Below are 20,120 nucleotides of genomic sequence, written 5' to 3'. Positions count from 1 at the left end.
GCCCTTCAGTCGCGTTAAGGGACATGGTTAGCAAAACATGAAGGCTGTTCGCCTCACGGCAAGGTTTGCCAAGGCCCGGCTGGCGCGCTAAACATGCCGCTCTTCAGGCGCAGAAAAGTCTTCAGGAGGCGGATCGCGATGGCACGGGCCTTTCTTTACGTTCTCGATTCCTTCGGCATTGGTGGTGCCCCGGATGCGCGGGACTATGGTGATAACGGCGCCGACACGCTGGGCCATATCGCCGAGTTCTGCGCGGCCGGACTTGGTGACCGGCAAGGGTTGCGCGAAGGGCCGCTTGATCTGCCCAATATGGCGATGCTGGGCCTTTATGAGGCGGCACGGCTTGCCACCGGCCTTTATCCCGCAGGCGTTACCCGCCCTGAGCGGGTGCTCGGCCGCTATGCCGCTGCAAGCGAGGTTTCGCGCGGCAAGGACACACCCTCCGGCCATTGGGAGATCGCCGGCACGCCGGTGATGTTCGACTGGGGATATTTTCCCGATCAGGACGACTGTTTTCCCGAATGGCTGTTGCAGCGCATTTATGAGGCGGCCGGGCTTTCCGGCAGTCTTGGCAATTGCCACGCCTCCGGAACCGAGATCATCGCCGCCTTTGGCGAGGAGCATATCCGCACCGGCAAGCCGATCTTCTACACCTCTGCCGACAGCGTATTTCAGATCGCCGCGCATGAGCATTATTTCGGTCTCAGTCAGCTGCTCGAACTTTGCCGGATCGTGCGCGAGGCGACTTATGAGCTGAATATCGGCCGGGTCATCGCGCGGCCCTTCATCGGCACGGCGCCGGGAAATTTCGAGCGCACCGGCAACCGCCGCGATTTTTCGGTTGAGCCGCCGGAGGAAACCCTGCTGGACCGGTTGAAGGCCGCCGGACGGCAGGTGATCGGCGTTGGCAAGATCTCCGATATCTTCGCCGCCAAGGGCGTGACGCAGAGCCTCAAGGCCGATGGCAATGCGGCGCTGGTGGATGCAAGTCTTGGCGCTATGGATCGCGCGGGCGATGGCGATCTGGTTTTCACCAATCTGGTCGATTTCGACATGAAATTCGGCCATCGCCGCGATGTGCCGGGTTATGCCGCAGCCCTTGAGGCGTTCGACGGGCGCATTGGCGAGATCATCCAGAAGATGAAGCCAGGCGATATCGTTATCCTGACGGCTGATCACGGCTGTGATCCGACCTGGCGCGGCAGCGACCATACCCGTGAACGCGTGCCGGTTCTGCTGTTTGGCCCCGGAATTACCGCAGGATCATCCGGCGTGCGCCGCAGCTATGCCGATATTGGCGAGACTATAGCGCTCCATCTTGGTCTCAAACGCGGAAAACACGGGACATCTTTCCTATGATCATGCCGAAAGCAGAGCTTCATTGTCACATCGAAGGGGCAGCGCCGCCCGCACTCGCCGCACGTCTGGCAGACAAATACGGCGTCGATCTCGGCGCCTATCTGAAAGACGGCGTCTATCAGTGGCATGATTTCACCAGTTTCGTCGCAGCCTATGCCGCTATTGCCAGCGTGTTCCGCTCGGAGGATGATTTCGCTGCGCTGGCAGAGGATTATCTCACCGAACTGGCGGAAGCCGGTACGATCTATTCCGAGCTTTTCGTTTCGCCAGAGCAGGGGCTCTCGGCCGGGCTTTCACGTGATGGCTATATGCGCGCCGTCGTTGAAGGCATTGAGCGCGCCCGCGACAAGACAGGTATCGAATGCCGTATGGTGATGATTGGCGAGCGGCATATGGGGCCGGAGCAGGTGGAAGGTGCCGCACTTTATGCCAGTGCCTATCAGGGCAAGCTGCTGACCGGTTTCAACATTGCCGGTGATGAGCGCATGCACCGCATGGCCGATTTTACCCGTGCCTACGATATCGCCCGCGATGCCGGGTTGAAGCTCACCGTTCATGCCGGCGAACTGGAGGGGGCGTTTTCGGTGCGCGAGGCGCTCGATTGCCTGCGCCCAGACCGGATCGGCCATGGCGTGCGTGCGATAGAGGATGCGTCACTGGTCAAGCGCCTGGCCGATGAAGGTGTGGTTCTTGAGGTTTGCCCCGGCTCCAACATTGCGCTCAGTGTCTATCCGAGTTTCACGGCGCATCCGCTGCGCAGGCTTTTTGATGCTGGCGTGAAGGTCACCCTGTCGTCGGATGATCCGCCATTCTTCCATACCTCGCTTTCGCTCGAATATCAGCGCGCCGAGACTGAAATGGGGTTCTCGGTCGATGAAATCGCCCGGATGACGCGCACAGCCATTGAGGCGGGTTTTGTCGATGATGCAACGCGGAGTGTCCTGTTGGCCCGTCTACCGGCCTGAGAAGGTAGAGTTTCCTGTTCAAAACCGTGCATTGACGGCCTTATGCTTGCCGTAGGGCCGCTTTTGGCGCAAAAGCGGATAAGAATTTTTATCGGTAAGAGCGGGATGAAGACCATGGATGGCGTAACGGTAATCAACCACCCCCTGGTGCAACACAAGCTGACGATCATGCGTCAGAAGGAAACCTCAACGGCGGGCTTCCGCCGGTTGCTGCGCGAGATTTCCACCCTTCTTTGCTATGAGGTCACGCGGGATCTCGAATTGACGATGGAAACCATCGAAACACCTTTGATGCCGATGGAAGCGCCGATTCTCGAAGGCAAGAAGCTCGTCTTCGCCTCGATCCTGAGAGCTGGCAACGGTCTGCTGGAAGGCATGCTCGATCTCGTGCCCTCGGCCCGCGTCTCCCATATTGGCGTCTACCGCGATCACGATACGCTGGAGGCGATCGAATATTTCTTCAAGGCCCCGGAAGATATTGCCGAGCGCCTGGTTATCGTCGTCGATCCGATGCTGGCAACGGGCAATTCCTCGATTGCTGCCATTGACCGGCTGAAGGAACGCGGCGTGACCAATCTCCGTTTCCTCTGCCTGCTGGCTGCACCCGAAGGCATCAAGCATTTCCACAAAACCCACCCCGACGTGCCGATCTTCACGGCTGCGATCGACAGCCATCTGAACGAGAAGGGCTATATCGTGCCCGGTCTCGGTGATGCTGGCGACCGCATGTACGGTACCAAGTAAGGTGATGGAAGGCGCCGGTTATCCGGCGCCTATTGTGGCGCGGTGATCGCCAGGCGGTAACGCACGAAGCCATCGGCGGGCGCGAAGTGGTCGTAGAGCCGGCGTGCCGTCGCATTGTCGGCATTGGTATGCCAGTAGAGACAGGTCCACCTGTCGCGCCGTCCCATCGCCAGCAGATCGTCGATCAGCGCCCGCCCGGCGCCGATGCCGCGCCGTGTCTCATCAACATAGAGATCTTCCAGATAGCATGCCGGCTCCACCGCCCATGTACGCGGATGGATAATGCAGGTAGCAAAGCCAATCACGGCTCCGTCAATTGTGGCAACGCGGGTGAAGACGGTGCTGACCGGATCAATGATCCGCGACCAGGTCATATCTGTCACGCTTTGCGGCAGGGTGACCTTATAAAAGGTCAGATAGCCCTGCCACAGATGAAGCCAGGCTGCGTGATCGGCCGGGCAGATGTCGCGAATGGTGACGGAATTGCTCATGCGCCTGCCTCCTGCAATGCGGTCAGGGCTTCGTCCGAAAGCGTGACGTCCGGCGCGCGCAGCAGACGCTCCAGCTGTTCTGACCGGGTCGCACTTGCGATCGGCGCGGTAATGCCCCGGCGGGTCATCAGCCAGGCAAGGGCGATGGTGGCAGGTTTTTCGCCAAGCTCGTCAGCAATCCGGATAAGGGCTGCCACAACGCGTTCGGCGCGTTCGTCCCAGAAGCGCTCAAGCGTTGCCGATCTTGCAACTTCGGCGAAGTCCGCCTTTGACCGGTATTTGCCGGTCAGAAGTCCGGCGGCGAGGCTGTAATAGGGAATGACACCGATATCCTCCTCCACACAGATTTCGGCCAGAGCGCCTTCATATTTGTCCCGCGTCAGCAGGTTATATTCCGGTTGCAGCACACCATAGGATGGAAGGCCAGCCTGTCTTGCCGCTTCAATGGCGGCGCGCAGCTGGGCTGCATCATAGTTCGAACAGCCGAAAGCGCGGATCTTGCCCTGGTCACGCAACCGCGCAAAGGCGGAGAGGGTTTCCGCATGGGCCACATCGGCATCGGGCCAATGCGCCAGGTAGAGATCGATATGGTCCGTCTGAAGCCGTTTGAGTGAAGCCTCCACAGCTTGCATGATCCATGTTTCGCCGAGCCCCTTGCGGTTTTCACCCATGGGGGAGCCGACCTTGGTGATGATGATGACATCCTCACGGCGGGTCGCCGACTGTTTCAGCCAGCGGCCGATAATGGTCTCGGATTCGCCACCTTGGTGACCGGGAACCCAGGCGGAATAGACATCGGCAGTGTCGATGGCGTTGAAGCCTGCTGCGGTGAAGCGGTCGAGAAGGTCGAACGAGGTTGGCTCATCGGCGGTCCAGCCGAAAACATTGCCGCCAAACACAACAGGTGCGATTGAAAGCCCTGTTGCCCCAAGGTTGCGAAAATGCATGGTCTGCCTCCCTTCACTTAGCATCGCCGGATGCCCGATGGGCAAAGCCTATGCCGTGATCTGCTTCATGGCAATGAAGGGACAGAGCGGAATTGTGGCTTGCCCTTGGGGTGACGGCTTTTTATGCTCGGGCACAAATGAAATGGTGAGGACACCCCGATGCTGCGTTTTGGAATTATGTCGACGGCCAAGATCGGCCGCGAACTGGTCGTGCCTGCAATCACCGATGCGGAAAATGCTGTCGTGGCTGCAGTGGCAAGCCGCGACGCCGCCCGTGCGCGCGCCATGGCTGACCGGTTTGGCGCGCCACATGCCTTCGGCTCCTATGAGGCCATGCTGGCAAGCGATGCGATCGATGCCGTCTATATTCCGCTGCCGACCGCACAGCATGTGGAATGGGCGATCAAGGCAGCCGATGCCGGCAAGCATGTGCTGGTGGAAAAGCCGCTGGCCCTTGCCGCAGACGATATCGCGCCTGTGATTGCCGCCCGCGATCGCAACGGCGTTGTCATCAGCGAAGCCTTCATGGTCACCTATTCACCGGTCTGGGCCAAGGTGCGTGACCTGATTGCCGGTGGCGCAATCGGCGAGTTGAAGCAAGTGCAGGGCGCCTTTTCCTACTTTCTGCGTGATGCGCAGAACATGCGCAACAAGCCGGAGCTGGGCGGCGGCGGTCTGCCGGATATCGGCGTTTATCCGACCGTGACCACCCGCTTTGCCACCGGCAAGGAGCCGGAACGCGTTTCGGCAACGGTGCGCTTCGATCCCGAATTCGGTACCGATATCTATGCTTCGGTGCGTGCAGACTTTGAAGGGTTCGAACTTTCCTTCTATATCTCGACCCAGATGGCTGGTCGGCAGATCATGGCTTTTCACGGTACCGAAGGGTTAATCGAGGTCGTTGCTCCCTTCAATGCCAACCGCTGGGGGGAGGAAGCTGTGCACCTTTCAAACCAGTCGCATGGTGAAACGCAGATCTTCCGTTTTCAGGACACACGCCAGTACAAGCTGCAGGTGGAGGCTTTCGCGCGGGCTGTATCCGGTAACGCGTCGCAAATCTTTACACTCGAGGATTCCGTGAAAAACCAGGCCTTCATCGACGCTGTCTATCGTGCCGGTGAAAGCGGTAACTGGGAAATGGTCTGAGCGGCGGTTGAAGCCGTCACCACTCACAGCAAAGGGCCGGTCTTTCTATGCCCGCCCTTTGCCAATCTGTCGTGTTCACCTTTAAGGTATCGATGACAGTAAATGTCAGGCAAAGCGCTCGGATGGGGTTTCTGGTGCGACATCGAATGTTTCGAGGCTCGCTGGCACGACACCTTCGAACCGCATATTGATATGGTAACCGGCGATAGCCGCCCGCTCTGCCAGATCAACCATTGTCCCTGTCTCATCGAGAACCTGAATGGTCTGACCTGTCAAAGCATAGAGCGTGCCCGTACCATTGCCGCAGATCGAAAGGGCAAAACCGCAGCCGTCAGCGAGTTTCCCGTCAACCGGGAGGGCCATTTCCCCGAAGCCATTTTCAACCTTTTCGATACTGGCACTGGAAAGCGCTGCAACAGCGTCCGCTTTGTTATCGAATTGCAGGTAGAGATCATGCGTCATAAGCGACAGCCTTTGTCTGGAGGGATGTATCCGTCATTCGGAAAGGCCAGAGCGTCAGGCATTTCATGTGCCCATTGGCGAACTGTCCGTTCGCGCTGCGACCGAGATAGATCTCAGAGCAGTTTGTGTCGATTGGCGTGGCAGATGTGGTGACAGCTGCACCATTGTAGCTGGCCGAGCGGCCTGACGCGTCGAAACCCAGACCGATACCAAAGTCCGGCAACGGCGTTACAAGGCCAGAGGCAAATGATTGATAGTTGGAAGCACCTGCCCCAAGCACCGAGTCATTTGCGCCGAAGCCAAGCAGTCGCTCGCTATTTGCACCGCCGATAACACGGCTGATGGATCCACGCAGATCCTTGCCCTGCAGTACAAGGCTTACGGCATTGCGCCGGAGGATCGCGGCGATCTGATCCGAAAGTCGTGCATTGTCTGCGGTCCGTGTCACGGCTGAACCTGTCGTCTGAATCAGCGAGCTTGGGACACTGTCCTGTTCAAGCTGCAGGCCGAAAAGCCTGACGACTTGCCCGGAAAAGGACGTCGTTCCAGATGTGCCGCTGATCACAATACCTGTCCGAACATTGGCCGTGGAGACATTGCTCAATGTTCTGGCGGATGATCTGCGCGCAAGCGTCGTTGTGGGCTGCTGGAATGTCCCCGACCCTACAAGATACCCGGAGGATGCATCAAGTTCATATACCTCGGTTGTCAGGCCAGTTGAGCTGGCCGGCCAGGTCCCGCTGATCAACTGGTGATAGAGAGAGGCAATCCATGTCTGGCCGGTTGCCGCAGCTGTGATTGTCGATGTGGGCTGCACGAACAGTGCTGCCGATGCCGCGGTCATTGTGCCGGTGATTGAAAAATCCGCATAGGGAACATCACCGAGCATGCCGGTTGCAACAACGGCAACCGTGAGCCCATTACTCGTCAGGTTATTCCATGGTGTAGCGGCTGTATGGCTGGAGGTTGTCGCAAAGTTGGTGGACGGACCTTCGAGCAGAAGTCCGTCGGCCTCAAATCGTGGTATGTCGGCTGTCGCGGTTTTGATCAGACCATCAGCCGGGTCGACATAGGTCGCATTGCCCGCGCGGGTGAACGTCATGACGTCTGCAAGCGCCATGGCGGTGAGGATCTGCAGCTCGCTGTCGGTAGCGCTTTCGATGGCTGCGGTCGTCAGTGGGGGCTGTGCATAACGCTTTGCCTTGAAATCCAGCATGGCGGCCGGTCCTGAAACGATGAGGCTGGTGATCGCTTCAGCCTTTAAAGCCGCCTTCAGCCAGAAAGGCGTGACAGCCTGGGTGGCGGTGAGTGAGAGAGCGGCCCCCAGCATCAGACAAGCCCGAGGATCGTCGTGGCGGTTGTACCGGTTGCCAGAACCTGTTTGACACGGACTGGCAGGATGGTTCCGGCATTGAGGCCTGTAAAGGTCAGATTATTGCCGGATGCCATGATCAGCGTCACATCGCCACCACCGCCGATGTAAAGCGCACGCGTGGTTTCGCTCAGGCCTGTGCTGTCGCTGGGCGTGATGGCAAAGCCGTCATAGGCCGGGCTGGTCAGTGAAAAGTCTCTGGTGGCAAATCTGTCGGTCATCAGGGTCTCCGTTCTGTGAATGTGCAACCATGGATATCATCGGCGAATTTCAGGAGGCGGGGATAAAGGGGGATGAGATTTTGCGGGGCTGCATACCAGCTGTGGATCGGCTAGGCTGTAAAAATGCAGTCACTCTTTGATACCGATTCGGCGACAAACCTGCCGGAATTCACCGTTTCCGAACTGTCCGGCGCCATAAAGCGGACGGTTGAGGATCGCTTTGATCGTATTCGACTCAGGGGCGAGATTTCCGGTTATCGCGGTCCGCACTCCTCGGGTCATGCCTATTTTTCGCTGAAGGATGAGCGCTCACGGATCGATACCGTGATCTGGCGCGGTACATTTTCTGGCCTTGCGATCAAGCCCGAAGAAGGGATGGAAGTCATCGTGACCGGAAAGGTGACGACCTTTCCCGGTGCATCAAAATATCAACTGGTGGTTGAAGCACTCGAGCCGGCAGGCGCCGGAGCGCTGATGGCGCTTCTGGAGGAGCGGCGCAAGAAACTGGCGGCCGAAGGGCTGTTTGATGCGGCGAAAAAACGTCCGCTGCCCTTCATGCCAAAGGTCATCGGTGTGATCACGTCGCCAACCGGTGCGGTTATCCGCGATATTCTGCACCGCATTTCGGACCGCTTCCCTGTTCATGTCGTCGTCTGGCCGGTCAAGGTTCAGGGGGAAGGTTCGGGCGATCAGGTGGCCGCTGCCATATCTGGCTTTAATGCCATTGCCCCGGGCGGACCGATCGCGCGGCCGGATGTGCTGATTGTTGCGCGGGGAGGCGGGTCGCTGGAAGATCTCTGGGGCTTTAATGACGAGGCGGTGGTGCGGGCGGCAGCCGACAGCGCGATCCCGCTGATCTCCGCCGTCGGGCATGAGACCGACTGGACATTGATCGACCATGCCGCCGATTACCGTGCACCGACGCCCACAGGAGCTGCCGAGCGGGCGGTTCCAGTCAAGGCGGAACTGGTTGCCGATCAGGCTCGTCTTGCTGCGCGCCTTGCCACAGCGGTCAGCCGGTTGATGGATTTCCGCCGCCAGACCCTTTCCGGCCTTGCGCGCGGCCTGCCGTCGCTTGATCAGCTTCTGGCGCTGCCGCGGCGGCGTTTCGATGAGGCGGCCATGCGGCTTACTCGCGCGCTCGAACTCAATACGATCAACAAGCGCCGCCTTTTCGAACAGCGCGCCAGCGGCCTTGCCGGCCTGCCGCAGCGGCTCGCCACGAAGGTGGAAAACGCCCGCGAACGCATTCATGTACTGGGTTTGCGGGCCGATACGGCGCTGAACGCTGGCATGAAGACGCGGCGTGCCACCCTTGTCAGCCAGGAAAGGGTGCTGAATTCGCTTTCCTACCGCAATGTGCTGGAGCGCGGCTTTGCCGTCATCCGCAATGCGGATGGCAGACCATTGACCCGCCGGGCAGGGATCAGTAACGGCGACGGGCTGGAGATCGAATTTGCCGATGGCAGGCTGGCAGCGGCCGCAGGCGAAGCGGTTGATGCGCCTTTGCCAGCGGCGTCAAAACCGAAGAAGGCTGCGGCTAAAAAGCCCGTTGCGGCAAAGCGCAAAAAAGATGATGATAGCGGACAGGGCAGCCTGTTCTAGAGCGCCGGGAGAAAAAGTGGTTGCCGGTTTTTCGATCTCCCGACGTGCCAAAAGAAAGTATCTGCAGCAGCGGACGATGCCGACCAATCGCCCGATGCTTTAGGTCTTGACCATTCCTTCTCAATCATCGATCCGGTTGGAAAAGGCGTATTCCTGTCTGCCGGACAGGAAAGATATATGATGCGCATTCTACTGGTTTATTCCCATCCCTTGCCGGAGAGCTTCAACGCGGCCATCGCCGGTGAACTCCGCAATGGCCTGACCGAAAAAGGCCATGACGTTGATTTTCTCGATCTCTATGCCGAGGGTTTTGATCCGCGCCTTTCCGTTGCCGAACGGCGCGGCTATTACGATGAGAATTACGATCTCTCCGGAGTGGCTGGCATTGCTGCAAGATTGCGGGCCGCCGATGGCATGATCCTGGTGTTCCCGCAGTGGAGCTTCAACATGCCGGCGATGATGAAGGGGTTTTTCGATCGCGTTTTTGCGCCCGGTGTCGGCTTTGAGCATAATAGAGCAGGCGGCTTGATCCGTCCGGCGCTGAAAAATCTCAAATTTGTCTATGCCTTCACCACCACCGGTTCGCCCTGGTGGGTGGTCAATCTCTATATGGGCCATCCGGTAAAACGCCTGCTCAAGCGCGGTACGCGCTCCTATTGTCCGCATTTCCCGAAGTTTCGCATGGTCAACATGCATGGCGTCGATAAGTCGAGCCTGAAACAGCGCGAGGCCCATCTCGCCCGCGTGCGCAGCGTGGCGCACTCTCTCTGAAACGAAAAAGTCGGCCCCGAAGTGCCGCCTCGAAACTGCTGACAAAGTCGTTCAGATTGCCTGTTCGGGGGTGCAATGGCCACCCCCTCCGTCGTCATCCCCGTGCTCGTCACGGGGATCCATATCCATAAGACATTGAGTAGAAAAGTTTTTTCGCCGTGCGGACGCGCGCCGGCTGGATGCCTGTGACCAGCACAGGCATGACGTCAGAAAAGGTGGCGAGGTTTGTCAGCAGCCTCAAGGCGGCCCCGAAGTGCCGCCTCGAAACTGCAAAGCCGCTGAAGGTTCAGTCTGCCCATTCGCCGCCGCGCATCACCGGTGTGGCATCGCCATTGGCGTCAATGCCGTCAATGTCAACCTTGTCGGAGCCGATCATCCAGTCGATATGGATGAAGGATGAATTGCCGCCCTTGGCGGCGATTTCATCCTGGGTGAGCGAAGCGCCATTGAGGAAGCACTTGGAATAGCATTGGCCAAGGGCAATGTGGCAGGAGGCGTTTTCGTCAAACAGCGTGTTGTAGAACAGGATGCCGCTTTGCGAAATCGGTGAGGAATGCGGCACCAGTGCCACTTCGCCGAGATGGCGGGCGCCCTCATCGGTGTCGAGCACGCGGTTCAGCACATCGCCGCCCTTCGACGCTGCGGCATGGACGATCCTGCCCTTTTCGAACTGGACGCGGATCTCGTCAATCAGCGTGCCCTGATGTGACAGCGGCTTGGTGGCCGAGACATGGCCCTCGACACGCAGGCGGTGCGGGGTGGTGAAAACCTCTTCGGTCGGGATATTCGGATTGCAGATAATGCCGTTCTTGGCGGGCGACGCACCGCCATGCCATTCATGTTCGTCGGCAAGGCCAACGGTCAGGTCGGTGCCGGGGCCGGTGAAATGCAGGGCGGCAAAGCGCTTGCCATTGAGGAAGGCCGAGCGGGCGGCGAGGTTGGCATTATGCGCAGCCCATGCGGCAACCGGGTCGCTTTCGGCAACGCGCGAAGCGGCGAAGATTGCCTTGGCGAGCTTGGCGACGGCCATCGGCTCGGTGTCGCCTGGGAAAACCCGTTTGGCCCAGGCAAGCGTCGGGTAGGAGATGATGTTCCAGTTGATATCGAAATTGGAGATCTTCTCACCGGCGGGCTTATAGGCCTGCGAATTGGCGCGGTTGGCGCGCGAAACCTTGTCCGGGTCCTGGCCGGACAGCAGCATCGGGTCCTCGCCGACAATGGCCAGGCGGGCTGCGCCATTGGCATAGGCCTTGCCCATGCCCTCGTAAAGCCAGGCGGGGGCCGCATCAAAACTGCCGTCGCGACCGTTTTCAAAGCGTTCCAGCGTCGCTTCTGGGTCAGAGAACAGCGTGGTAACGATACCGGCGCCAGCGCGATAGGCATGCCTTGCAATCAGCCGTGTCAACGGCTGGGCTTCCAGCGGCGCGGTGATGATCAGGTCCTGGCCCTCGGCGAGGTCAAGGCCGACCTTCACCGAAACCTCGGCCAGCTTTTCCAGTTTCTTCATGTCGATGGGAAGGTTGGTCTGAACGTTCATCGCTGCGCCTTCTTGCTTGCTATGTTCCTGTCTTATCTAGTGTGCTTTGGTGCAAAATTGAAGCGCTTGTCTGCCCGGCCGACTGCATGAATGGACAAAGCGCCGCTCTGGCGCTTTGTCGGGGCGAGAATAGATGGCGCGGTCAGTCGCAGCCCAGTTCTCTGAACCTTGCTGCATTCGCTTTGAGTTCATCATTTGCCCGCTCAAGGTTTGCCTTCGTTTGTTCAATTATGTTGGTCGCTGAGATATAATCGCCTTTCGCATTCCTGAGATCTTCTTCGATCCTCCACATTTGTCCAGTCAGACCGAAAGCCAATGAGCTGGCAGTAGCACCGAGCTTTGGAGCAATGCCGGCCGCCATACTCGCGATCTCAAGTGCTTTCAGCCTGTTGAGTTCGTTTGTGGCTGATTCTCTCTTTTTGCTCGCGGCATTCCGATCAGCAAATGCCTGGGTCAGTTTTGCACCCAGGGTTTTGATCTCCGCATTCAAAAGGCTAAGCGCTTCACGGTGTATCTTGCATTTATTACCTTGCTGCTTAAATTCAATCATAGATAGATACCTTTCTTTGGTTGCGCTATGATTGTATTTGACGTGTAGCGGAGGGGGATGAGCGGGGATGAAATGCGTTATCTTGTGGTGATTGCCTTGGTCTTGGGGCTTGGCGGTTTTAGCTGTGGCAGTGCAGTGGCCGCGGATGGCTGGAACTTCATGATGCATCCACAACCCGGCGATGCCGATCTATCTGCCGAGGAGAGCAGGCGGCTGGATGATGCCTTCGCGAAGGACTGGCCGGAAAGTTGCCCTGCGCGTGTCGAGGTGGCCTATGAAATCTACAATCAACGCTACCCTGCTTTCTCCAGATCGATTGCGGCAGATCAGGCGTTTAGTCTTTGGGCCGATTACGTGGTAAGCATTGGCGCGAACACGACGTCCATGTGTATCATCAACCAGCTGGCGCAAGGGATTATCGGCCTTGATCGTGGCCACGGGCCGTTTGTGAATTTCTTCTGCGGGAAACCCGTGACTGACCCGAAAAATGACGATGAGCGGTATCTGGCTGCCCTGTTTGCCAAACTCACCGCCTATGCAGAATTGAACAGCTATAACGCGGTATTTGAACTGACTGCTCTCGAATTTCTTCAAGATATGGTTCGTCTCAACCCTGATATCCGCTATTTCCTGGAACGTTTTGTGGCCTTTGAGGAATTGCGGCCGATGTCGCCCGCGCTTATTACGACCCTGGGCGAGGCGATGGGGGCGGAGCGGCTGGCTTTTGTCGAAGAGGCCTTCAAACACCGCGATCTGGCATCGGTCATCGAGACATCACCCGCCTGCAAACCGTGGGTGACGGACGCAGAGGTGACGGATCTTTGAGGCGGTGTTCCAACCTATTCGGTTCGCTTCGCGCGGTTCAGGCCGTGGGCAACGAGGCGGTCAATCAGGGTGGGATAGGCAATGCCGGACGCTGCCATCGCCTTGGCATACATGCTGATATCGGTGAAGCCGGGAATGGTGTTGAGTTCATTGACGAGGAAGCGCCCGTTTTCCATCAAAAAGAAGTCAACCCGCGCCATGGCATCGCAGCCAAGTGCCCGGAAGGCGCGGACCGCCATGGCCTTCATCTCTGCTTCCAGCGGCCCGGGCAACGCTGCGGGGACTTTCAGCATGGCGCCATTTTCGTCGATATATTTGGCTTCATAACTGTAAAAACCATGGGCCTCAGCCGGGGCGATCTCGCCCGGCCGTGAGACGATCAACTCACCGCCCGGATCTTCCAGAACGGCGAATTCAATCTCGCGCCCGGCAATGAATTCCTCCGCCAGCAGCCTGTCATCATGCAGGAAACCCTCTTCCAGAGCACGGGCATAATCGGCCTCGTTCCTCACCTTGCTGACCCCGACGGATGAGCCTTGCCGCGCTGGCTTGACGAAGACCGGCAGGCCAAGCGTGGCTTCAATCTCGGCAAAGGGGATCGCCAAGGCCCTGTCGAGTATCCGCGCGCGGGCGACGGGAATGTCATCTGCCTGCAACAGCCGCTTGGCGACAGACTTGTCGAGCGCGGTGGCGGAGCCGAGGATCGAGCAGCCGGCAAGCGCCACCTGCGCCACTTCGGCCAATCCCTGCACAGCACCATCTTCGCCATGAAGTCCGTGCAGGACCGGGAACAAGATGTCGATCGGCGGCAAGGCATGGGCTGCACCATCCTCCGGCATGGCGATCATCCGGCCTCTGCCGCCGGGAACGAGTGCCAGTTCGGTTCCCGTAACGGGTGTTGTAAGCGTGCCATTTATAAATTCTGCCAGCAGCCAGCGGCCATCCCTGGTGATGAAAACCGGTACAATCTCGTATTTCGCCGGATCAAGCGCGTTGACCACATTGGCGGCCGATAGCAGTGAAACATCATGCTCGGCCGAACGGCCGCCGAAAAGGATCGCAATGCGTATTCTGTCAGGGGGCTGTGTCACGGCATGCTCCGGGAACCGGGGTGGATAGGTATGTGACAGGTCGTACCAAAATACCGGCAATATTGGGGCAAAGGGCCGTGTCGGGAAATGTCAGGCAATCACGCTTGCCGCGATGGCCGAAAGCGCCTTGACGGCATCGCCCGGCAGAAGCTTCACCTGCAACCCGCGTCCGCCGCCATTCATCACCACATAGGCTTCGCCGAGCGCCAGTTCCTCGAATACCACCGGAACCCGTTTGCGCTGCCCGAAGGGCGAGATGCCGCCGACATGATAGCCGGTCAGCCGCTCGGCATCTTGCGGGGTGAGCATATGAGCGTGCTTGCCCTTGAAGATCGCTGCCAGCTTTTTCATCGAGGCCTCTTCATTGGCAGGGATGACGGCGCAGACTGGCTTGCCATCGACCTCGGCCATCAGCGTCTTCAAAACGCGGGATGCGGGCTCGCCGATTGCTGAAGCCGCCTGCAGGCCAACCTTGAAGGCGTTGGGATCGTAATCATAAGTCTGGACAGTGTAGGAAATGCCGGCCTTGTCAAGGAAACGGGTCGCCTGGGTTGTCTTGGCCATGTCAGTCAGCCCCGAAGGACGCAGCATAAATATCCGGCTTGAAGCCGATAAGGAGATCGCCATCACGTTCCAGCACGGGGCGCTTGATCATCGAAGGATTGGCAAGCATCAGCGCGATCGCCTTGTCGCGGCTGAGGTCCTGCTTGTCCTCATCCGGAAGCTTGCGGAAGCTCATGCCGGCGCGATTGATCACTTTCTCCCAGCCAGCCGTATCACACCAGGCTTCAAGATGCGCCCGGTCAATCCCGGCCTTCTTGTAGTCATGGAAATCATAGTCGATAGCGTGTGCATCCAGCCAGGTCCAGGCCTTCTTCATCGTGCTGCAATTCTTGATGCCGTAAAGCTTGGTGGTCATGATGCATCCTTTTTGGCTCTGATTTGGCGCAAGATACCCGGCATTGCGCATCGGCTTGGCGAACCCGGCGTCCACTATTTCGCCCGGTGCTCTAGGCAGTTGTCTTGCCGCATGAACGTGCCGATCCACACTTCGCTCCGGCCGGATCAAGCTCTAGCAGCCGGTCACGAATGTGAAAAGGGCCCGGATTTGAAACCGGGCCCCTTGGCAGTGATTGTGACTGTCTTATTCGTTGATCAGGCGCTTCAGCAACTCGACTTCCTGTGAGAGCTTCTGATCCTTTTCCAGAAGCTCCTCGATCTTGCGCACGGCATGCAGCACCGTGGTGTGATCGCGTCCGCCAAAGCGGCGGCCGATCTCGGGGAAGGAGCGCGGCGTCATGGTCTTGGCCAGGAACATGGCGATTTGGCGCGGCTTGACGATCACCCGCGTACGCCGGTTCGAGACCAGTTCCTGACGCGTGACGCTGTAATGGCGGGCGACGACCCGCTGGATGTCCTCGATACGAACCCGCTTCGGCTCGCCGCTGCCGACCAAATGAACCAGAAGTTCATCAACGCGTTCCAGCGACAGGTCAGGCTCGAAGGAGCGGCGGAACAGAAGCTGGTTGAACGCACCTTCAAGCTCACGGCCGCTGGCGGTGACCTTGCCGGCCACATGGGCAAGCACGCTTTCGGGGATTTCGATGGTCGGATCCTCGATCTTTGCAAGTTCCAGCCGGCGCTTCAGCATTTCCAGACGCATGGCGTAGTCCGGAGCGTCGATTTCCAGCGTCACACCGCCGGTAAGGCGGGAGCGGACGCGCGGGTCGAGCGATTCCAGATCGCAGGATGCGCGGTCAGCTGCAACAACCACCTGCTTGGCGCTGTCGAGCAGCGTGTTCAGCAGATGGCAGAATTCCTGCTGGATGGTCTTGCCCTGCAGGAACTGCATGTCATCGATCACCAGAAGATCGATATTGCGCAGCGAGTCCTTCAGCGTCAGCGCGTCATTATCCCGAATGGCGGTGGCGAATTTCCACATGAAATATTCGGCGGTCAGATAGACAACGCGCGGCTTGGCCGGTGAGGCAAGCGCTGCATTGGCAATCGCCTGCAGCAGATGGGTCTTGCCGAGCCCAACAGAGGCATGGATGAAAAGCGGGTTGAAACGAACCGAGGCGGATCCGTTCGATTCGGCAATGGTGCGGGCGGCGGCCAGTGCCACACGGTTTGAGCCGCCTTCGACAAAATTGTCGAAGGTGAAATAGGGGTCGAGCGGCGAGCCGAACACAGTTGATGCCGTACCATTGCCGCGCGACGCCGAGGACGGCTGCGGATCGGAGAATGTGGGTGTATTGGCAACAGTGCGGTGTGTTGCCGGCCGCGCCGGTGCCGCCTGCGGGGCCGGCACCTTCAGCGCCGTTTCCGGCTTGCGCACGGCGCGCACGCTGCGGGTTGCCGAACGCACCAGCACTTCGACCTTCAGAAGCTGCGGCCGGTCACTCTTGGCGATCTCCGTCATCAGATCAATATAGTGATTGTTGATCCAGGACTTGAGAAAAGCGGTCGGAACGGAAAAGCGCAGAACACTTTTTGAAGCACTGTGCAGCTTCAGGCGTCCAAACCAGCTGGCATAGACATCGGTACCGACCTGTGCCTTGAGGGAGGTGCAAAAACGTTCAAAAAATTCATTGTCGCCGCTGTTCATGTCGGTGTCCGCGTGAGCCTGTCCATCATCCAAATTGCGTGCACTGGACAACTCCTCCTCGTGCTCGTCGCGGGAGGCCACCATTCTCATCTTCATTCTTTTGCCGCCTTTCGAAATATCACCCTGGCAAGCGGTTTCCGCCGGAAAGCGCCGCCAAAATAAGTCCGGACCGTTATTGCCGGTCTCGTTTGGAATTGGCCTGTTGTCACAGGCTCGGGCTTGGCAACCATAACCAATCCATCGATGCCTCATCATCGAAGGTAATTGCCAGCCATTCACGTATGTCCCCGAAATCTTGTTTTCCCGCCCTTATCACCTCGCTGAAAGGCACAAAAATACACATCCCGGGAAAATAGGTATTTTACCCGGCCTGCAACCTGAAACTGTAGGGATAACGAAACTTAACGTTCCGCCCCGGCGGGGCCGCGCCACCCACAATCCACAAGAACTGTGTTACCATCTCCGTGAAGAGAAAGAGCAGTGTGCCCGCCGTCTGTGTGGGCCATTTAGGCAAGAACCGCGGCGAATTTCAACAGCGAATTTTTGCCGAACCGGTCGTGTTAGCATTGACTCTTACGCCCGATTTTGACTCGCGACGATAGCCGTCAGAAGAATCGCTTTTGAATCAATTAGATTCAAATATCCACACGTTTTTGACGGCGCGGTCGCCACTTAAAAATATTTGGACTTGACAGCGATTTATCATGTTAGGTGGCGCCTCAAACTTGACAAAATTGCAGCTTCCTCGGCTATGCGATTGAAAGTAAACATTTTTGTTCGTCATTTTCCTGACATGCTGACGAGACGAAAATGTCACAGTGAGTCTTTTCGACTTTTTAGGCATAAAAAAACCCGGCCAGGGCCGGGTCTTCATTCATCAAAGCTTTTGATGGCTCAGGCGCTCATCGTCGCAACGCGATGCGTCAGACGGGATACCTTGCGCGAGGCAGTGTTGCGGTGCAGCACGCCCTTGGAAGCAGCGCGGGCTAGTTCCGGCTCGGCAGCCTTCAGCGCAGCCTTTGCATTTTCAATGTCGCCAGCGGCGATCGCCTCTTCCACCTTGCGGATGAAGCCGCGAACGCGCGAGCGGCGCGACTTGTTGATGGCGGTACGGCGGGCAATTTTGCGCGTCGCCTTTTTCGCCGAGGTTGTATTGGCCATATAAAGTCTCTCTTCGAATTCAGCTTAAGCCCCAGCTTCCAAAGTTGCAAAAAAGCACCTCGGCGCATGGCGCATGGTTGTGAAGCCGTCTCGGCTTTCGATCTCTGTGGCCGGGCATATAAAGGCAAAACCCAGCTCAGTCAATGTGTAAAAGACGGTTTTGCCACACATGTGGACTGCCGGAAAGGCTGTTTGCGGCCCATGGCCATTTGCCGCGCACCGCGTGCCATTGTCTTTGTTGCAAAGACATTTACACTTTACTGCATCCGGGGCGTTCCCGCAGCCTGACCGTCTGTCCCGCCCCGCTATCCGGCCGTCCGGCCAATGCCAGCCTGCAATAGCTGTCCGGTTCCAGCCGGCAGCGGGGGACATGATATGCGCGTTACCGTTTTTTCCGCCAAACCCTATGATGAGGAATTCCTCACCAGCGCCAATGAGGGCCGCCATGACCTGGTCTTTACTGAGGCGGCGCTGCATGCCCCGACTGCCAAGCTGGCCTCGGGGTCAAAGGTCGTCTGCGCCTTCGTCAATGATGATCTCGGCGCATCGACATTGTCGGTGCTGCATGAAGAGGGGGTCAAGCTTGTGGCGCTGCGCTGCGCCGGTTTCAATCGTGTCGATCTGACCATGGCTGACCGGCTGGGTATCGAAATTGCACGCGTGCCCTCCTATTCGCCCTATGCCATTGCCGAACATACGCTGGCGCTGGTGATGACGCTCAACCGCAAGATTCACCGCGCCTATAACCGGGTGCGAGAGGGTAATTTCGCCCTGAACGGTCTGCTCGGTTTCGATCTGCATGGCAAGACCGTCGGTGTTGTCGGTACTGGCGGGATCGGCCGCAATGTCATGCGCGCCTTTTCGGGCTTTGGCTGCAATCTTCTGGCTTTTGATCCCTATCCGAATGACGAGGCGATCGCACTTGGTGCGCGCTATGTCGACAAGGACGAGCTTCTGGCCCGCTCCGAAATCATCACGCTTCACTGCCCGCTGACGCCGGAGACTCGCCATTTCATTGATGAGGCGGCGATTGCCAAGATGGAACGCTGCAAGATGCTGGTGAATACCAGCCGTGGCGGTGTGATCGACACGCTGGCTGTCATCGAAGGGCTTAAGTCGGGCCAGGTCGGTGCGCTGGCGCTCGATGTCTATGAGGAAGAAGAGGATCTGTTCTTCCGTGACCTGTCCTCAACCGTCATCCGCGACGATATTTTTGCCCGGCTGCTGACCTTCCCCAATGTGCTGATCACTGGCCATCAGGGCTTTTTCACCCAGGAAGCCCTGTTCAATATTGCCCGTACGACGATGGGCAATATCTCCGCCTTTGAGGATGAGGGCAAATCGCTGCATCCGATCATCAGGCGCTGATATCAGCCCTTCTGACATGTGGCGCAGTAGAAGGTTGACCGTCCGCCCTGAACGGCGCGGGCGATCGTGCCCGTGCAGCCTTCATGGCGGCAGGGCTCGCCCGTGCGGTCATAGACTGCGAAATTATGCTGAAAATAGCCAAGCGTGCCATCGGCCTGACGGTGGTCGCGCAGCGTCGACCCACCGGCTGCGATTGCCTCGGCAATCACGGTGCGGATCGCTTCAACCAGACGTTCAAGGGATGCGCGCGGCCTTCCCGTCGGGCTGACCAGGTTGCCGGCGAGGGTGAAGGGCGAGAGCCTGGCGTGCCAGAGCGCCTCGCAGACATAGATATTGCCGAGACCGGCAATATTGCGCTGATCGAGAAGGGCAGTTTTCAGCGGCTGTTTCTTGCCTGCAAAGCGGGTCGCAAGCGCCGCCGCATCAAGGGCATTGCCCACCGGCTCAGGCCCGAGATTGCGAAAGGCGCTGAGCGTTTCAAGATCACGTCTTGCACTGAGGAGCATGAAGCCGAAGCGGCGCGGATCATTATAGATGACGCGGAGGGGCCCGCCGGGACCCGTCAGATGAAAAATGACGTGGTCATGTTTTTCATCCTTGCCGCGCGGCAAAGCGAAGGCTCCCGGTGTATCGTTTTTTTCGCCGGTTTCGATCCGGAAGGAGCCGGACATGCCGAGATGAGCAATGATGGTCATGCCATCATCGAGATCGATCAGCAGATATTTGGCGCGGCGGCCAAGACTTTCGATCCTGCGGCCTTCCGTCACGGCGGCAAAGCCTTGCGGAAAGGCAAAGCGCAGGTCCTCACGCTTCAGCTCAAGCCGCTCAATCACGGTATTTTCCATGGCTGGCGCCAGGCCGCGGCGCACGGTTTCGACTTCGGGCAGTTCCGGCATG

At 58.4% G+C, this 20,120-nt stretch carries 21 protein-coding genes; 8 read left to right on the top strand and 13 right to left on the bottom strand.

Features of this window, described 5'->3' with window-relative positions:
- Positions 1-138: 138 nt before the first annotated feature.
- From FJU08_RS19110 to upp, 3 genes are all read left to right on the top strand, one after another.
- On the top strand, positions 139-1,359 hold the full coding sequence (locus FJU08_RS19110; RefSeq protein ID WP_141150648.1) for a phosphopentomutase: 1,221 nt from the start codon (positions 139-141) through the stop codon (positions 1,357-1,359).
- A gap of 2 nt (positions 1,360-1,361) precedes the next feature.
- A complete protein-coding gene (locus FJU08_RS19105; protein WP_141150712.1) occupies positions 1,362-2,324 on the top strand; it encodes an adenosine deaminase in 963 nt (320 codons plus the stop codon).
- A gap of 114 nt (positions 2,325-2,438) precedes the next feature.
- Positions 2,439-3,068 (top strand): uracil phosphoribosyltransferase, encoded by a 630-nt coding sequence (gene upp, locus FJU08_RS19100; RefSeq protein ID WP_141150647.1) that lies wholly within the window; start codon positions 2,439-2,441, stop codon positions 3,066-3,068.
- A 29-nt stretch (positions 3,069-3,097) separates the two neighbouring features.
- On the opposite strand, the gene FJU08_RS19095 is transcribed toward upp, so the two are convergent.
- Positions 3,098-3,559, bottom strand: coding sequence for a GNAT family N-acetyltransferase (locus FJU08_RS19095; protein WP_141150646.1), 462 nt, complete (start codon positions 3,557-3,559; stop codon positions 3,098-3,100).
- Complete coding sequence (locus tag FJU08_RS19090) at positions 3,556-4,506, bottom strand: aldo/keto reductase (RefSeq protein ID WP_141150645.1); 951 nt, start codon at positions 4,504-4,506, stop codon at positions 3,556-3,558. Before FJU08_RS19090 ends, FJU08_RS19095 begins: the two co-directional genes overlap by 4 nt.
- A gap of 159 nt (positions 4,507-4,665) precedes the next feature.
- Between FJU08_RS19090 and FJU08_RS19085 the strand changes: the two genes are divergently transcribed.
- On the top strand, positions 4,666-5,652 hold the full coding sequence (locus tag FJU08_RS19085) for a Gfo/Idh/MocA family protein (protein ID WP_141150644.1): 987 nt from the start codon (positions 4,666-4,668) through the stop codon (positions 5,650-5,652).
- Positions 5,653-5,757: 105 nt separating this feature from the next.
- On the opposite strand, the gene FJU08_RS19080 is transcribed toward FJU08_RS19085, so the two are convergent.
- The 3 genes from FJU08_RS19080 to FJU08_RS19070 are packed head-to-tail and all read right to left on the bottom strand — an operon-like array spanning position 5,758 to position 7,707.
- The gene (locus tag FJU08_RS19080) at positions 5,758-6,114 is read right to left on the bottom strand and encodes a hypothetical protein (RefSeq protein ID WP_141150643.1); all 357 of its coding nucleotides are present in this window, start codon (positions 6,112-6,114) and stop codon (positions 5,758-5,760) included.
- A complete protein-coding gene (locus tag FJU08_RS19075) occupies positions 6,104-7,444 on the bottom strand; it encodes a phage head spike fiber domain-containing protein (RefSeq protein WP_141150642.1) in 1,341 nt (446 codons plus the stop codon). The genes FJU08_RS19080 and FJU08_RS19075 overlap by 11 nt, the downstream gene beginning before the upstream one ends.
- Complete coding sequence (locus FJU08_RS19070; RefSeq protein WP_141150641.1) at positions 7,444-7,707, bottom strand: spike base protein, RCAP_Rcc01079 family; 264 nt, start codon at positions 7,705-7,707, stop codon at positions 7,444-7,446. Before FJU08_RS19070 ends, FJU08_RS19075 begins: the two co-directional genes overlap by 1 nt.
- A 123-nt stretch (positions 7,708-7,830) precedes the next feature.
- On the opposite strand from FJU08_RS19070, the gene xseA reads away from it, so the two are divergent.
- Positions 7,831-9,312, top strand: coding sequence for an exodeoxyribonuclease VII large subunit (gene xseA / locus FJU08_RS19065; protein WP_141150640.1), 1,482 nt, complete (start codon positions 7,831-7,833; stop codon positions 9,310-9,312).
- Between the two features lie 180 nt (positions 9,313-9,492).
- Entirely contained in the window at positions 9,493-10,083 is a 591-nt protein-coding gene (locus tag FJU08_RS19060) for an NAD(P)H-dependent oxidoreductase (protein WP_141150711.1), read from the top strand.
- A gap of 286 nt (positions 10,084-10,369) precedes the next feature.
- Here FJU08_RS19060 and FJU08_RS19055 read toward each other — a convergent pair whose 3' ends face one another.
- A complete protein-coding gene (locus FJU08_RS19055; RefSeq protein ID WP_141150639.1) occupies positions 10,370-11,620 on the bottom strand; it encodes an aminopeptidase in 1,251 nt (416 codons plus the stop codon).
- A 142-nt stretch (positions 11,621-11,762) separates the two neighbouring features.
- The gene (locus FJU08_RS19050; RefSeq protein WP_141150638.1) at positions 11,763-12,170 is read right to left on the bottom strand and encodes a hypothetical protein; all 408 of its coding nucleotides are present in this window, start codon (positions 12,168-12,170) and stop codon (positions 11,763-11,765) included.
- A 57-nt stretch (positions 12,171-12,227) separates the two neighbouring features.
- On the opposite strand from FJU08_RS19050, the gene FJU08_RS19045 reads away from it, so the two are divergent.
- The gene (locus FJU08_RS19045) at positions 12,228-12,995 is read left to right on the top strand and encodes a hypothetical protein (protein ID WP_141150637.1); all 768 of its coding nucleotides are present in this window, start codon (positions 12,228-12,230) and stop codon (positions 12,993-12,995) included.
- Positions 12,996-13,009: 14 nt separating this feature from the next.
- On the opposite strand, the gene FJU08_RS19040 is transcribed toward FJU08_RS19045, so the two are convergent.
- The 5 genes from FJU08_RS19040 to rpsT form a co-directional block, all read right to left on the bottom strand.
- Entirely contained in the window at positions 13,010-14,086 is a 1,077-nt protein-coding gene (locus tag FJU08_RS19040) for a D-alanine--D-alanine ligase family protein (RefSeq protein WP_141150636.1), read from the bottom strand.
- Positions 14,087-14,176: 90 nt separating this feature from the next.
- Positions 14,177-14,650, bottom strand: coding sequence for a Cys-tRNA(Pro) deacylase (gene ybaK, locus FJU08_RS19035; RefSeq protein WP_141150635.1), 474 nt, complete (start codon positions 14,648-14,650; stop codon positions 14,177-14,179).
- A 1-nt stretch (position 14,651) separates the two neighbouring features.
- Positions 14,652-15,005, bottom strand: coding sequence for an arsenate reductase (locus FJU08_RS19030; RefSeq protein WP_141150634.1), 354 nt, complete (start codon positions 15,003-15,005; stop codon positions 14,652-14,654).
- 225 nt (positions 15,006-15,230) lie between these two features.
- Positions 15,231-16,694, bottom strand: coding sequence for a chromosomal replication initiator protein DnaA (dnaA, locus tag FJU08_RS19025; protein WP_235890833.1), 1,464 nt, complete (start codon positions 16,692-16,694; stop codon positions 15,231-15,233).
- Positions 16,695-17,588: 894 nt separating this feature from the next.
- Positions 17,589-17,855, bottom strand: a complete 267-nt coding sequence (rpsT, locus tag FJU08_RS19020; RefSeq protein WP_141150633.1) for a 30S ribosomal protein S20 — start codon at positions 17,853-17,855, stop codon at positions 17,589-17,591.
- A gap of 375 nt (positions 17,856-18,230) precedes the next feature.
- On the opposite strand from rpsT, the gene FJU08_RS19015 reads away from it, so the two are divergent.
- A complete protein-coding gene (locus FJU08_RS19015; protein WP_141150632.1) occupies positions 18,231-19,223 on the top strand; it encodes a 2-hydroxyacid dehydrogenase in 993 nt (330 codons plus the stop codon).
- Positions 19,224-19,225: 2 nt separating this feature from the next.
- Here FJU08_RS19015 and mutM read toward each other — a convergent pair whose 3' ends face one another.
- On the bottom strand, positions 19,226-20,119 hold the full coding sequence (gene mutM / locus FJU08_RS19010; RefSeq protein ID WP_141150631.1) for a bifunctional DNA-formamidopyrimidine glycosylase/DNA-(apurinic or apyrimidinic site) lyase: 894 nt from the start codon (positions 20,117-20,119) through the stop codon (positions 19,226-19,228).
- Between the last annotated feature and the right edge of the window lies 1 nt (position 20,120).

Origin of the sequence: Martelella alba (assembly GCF_006516955.1) — a bacterium.
Classification (GTDB): Bacteria; Pseudomonadota; Alphaproteobacteria; order Rhizobiales; family Rhizobiaceae; genus Martelella; species Martelella alba.
This window is presented reverse-complemented; position numbering and strand designations above follow the sequence as displayed.

Bases quoted from the DNA above. Each gene is read 5' to 3' on its own strand.
- FJU08_RS19060 (WP_141150711.1), top strand. From the start codon at position 9,493: ATGCGCATTCTACTGGTTTATTCCCATCCCTTGCCGGAGAGCTTCAAC.
- ybaK (WP_141150635.1), bottom strand. From the start codon at position 14,650: ATGGCCAAGACAACCCAGGCGACCCGTTTCCTTGACAAGGCCGGCATT.
- FJU08_RS19090 (WP_141150645.1), bottom strand. From the start codon at position 4,506: ATGCATTTTCGCAACCTTGGGGCAACAGGGCTTTCAATCGCACCTGTT.
- FJU08_RS19070 (WP_141150641.1), bottom strand. From the start codon at position 7,707: ATGACCGACAGATTTGCCACCAGAGACTTTTCACTGACCAGCCCGGCC.
- upp (WP_141150647.1), top strand. From the start codon at position 2,439: ATGGATGGCGTAACGGTAATCAACCACCCCCTGGTGCAACACAAGCTG.
- xseA (WP_141150640.1), top strand. From the start codon at position 7,831: ATGCAGTCACTCTTTGATACCGATTCGGCGACAAACCTGCCGGAATTC.
- FJU08_RS19045 (WP_141150637.1), top strand. From the start codon at position 12,228: ATGAGCGGGGATGAAATGCGTTATCTTGTGGTGATTGCCTTGGTCTTG.
- FJU08_RS19055 (WP_141150639.1), bottom strand. From the start codon at position 11,620: ATGAACGTTCAGACCAACCTTCCCATCGACATGAAGAAACTGGAAAAG.
- FJU08_RS19095 (WP_141150646.1), bottom strand. From the start codon at position 3,559: ATGAGCAATTCCGTCACCATTCGCGACATCTGCCCGGCCGATCACGCA.
- FJU08_RS19085 (WP_141150644.1), top strand. From the start codon at position 4,666: ATGCTGCGTTTTGGAATTATGTCGACGGCCAAGATCGGCCGCGAACTG.
- FJU08_RS19015 (WP_141150632.1), top strand. From the start codon at position 18,231: ATGCGCGTTACCGTTTTTTCCGCCAAACCCTATGATGAGGAATTCCTC.
- rpsT (WP_141150633.1), bottom strand. From the start codon at position 17,855: ATGGCCAATACAACCTCGGCGAAAAAGGCGACGCGCAAAATTGCCCGC.
- FJU08_RS19050 (WP_141150638.1), bottom strand. From the start codon at position 12,170: ATGATTGAATTTAAGCAGCAAGGTAATAAATGCAAGATACACCGTGAA.
- FJU08_RS19075 (WP_141150642.1), bottom strand. From the start codon at position 7,444: ATGCTGGGGGCCGCTCTCTCACTCACCGCCACCCAGGCTGTCACGCCT.
- FJU08_RS19110 (WP_141150648.1), top strand. From the start codon at position 139: ATGGCACGGGCCTTTCTTTACGTTCTCGATTCCTTCGGCATTGGTGGT.
- FJU08_RS19030 (WP_141150634.1), bottom strand. From the start codon at position 15,005: ATGACCACCAAGCTTTACGGCATCAAGAATTGCAGCACGATGAAGAAG.
- mutM (WP_141150631.1), bottom strand. From the start codon at position 20,119: ATGCCGGAACTGCCCGAAGTCGAAACCGTGCGCCGCGGCCTGGCGCCA.
- FJU08_RS19080 (WP_141150643.1), bottom strand. From the start codon at position 6,114: ATGACGCATGATCTCTACCTGCAATTCGATAACAAAGCGGACGCTGTT.
- FJU08_RS19105 (WP_141150712.1), top strand. From the start codon at position 1,362: ATGCCGAAAGCAGAGCTTCATTGTCACATCGAAGGGGCAGCGCCGCCC.
- dnaA (WP_235890833.1), bottom strand. From the start codon at position 16,694: ATGAACAGCGGCGACAATGAATTTTTTGAACGTTTTTGCACCTCCCTC.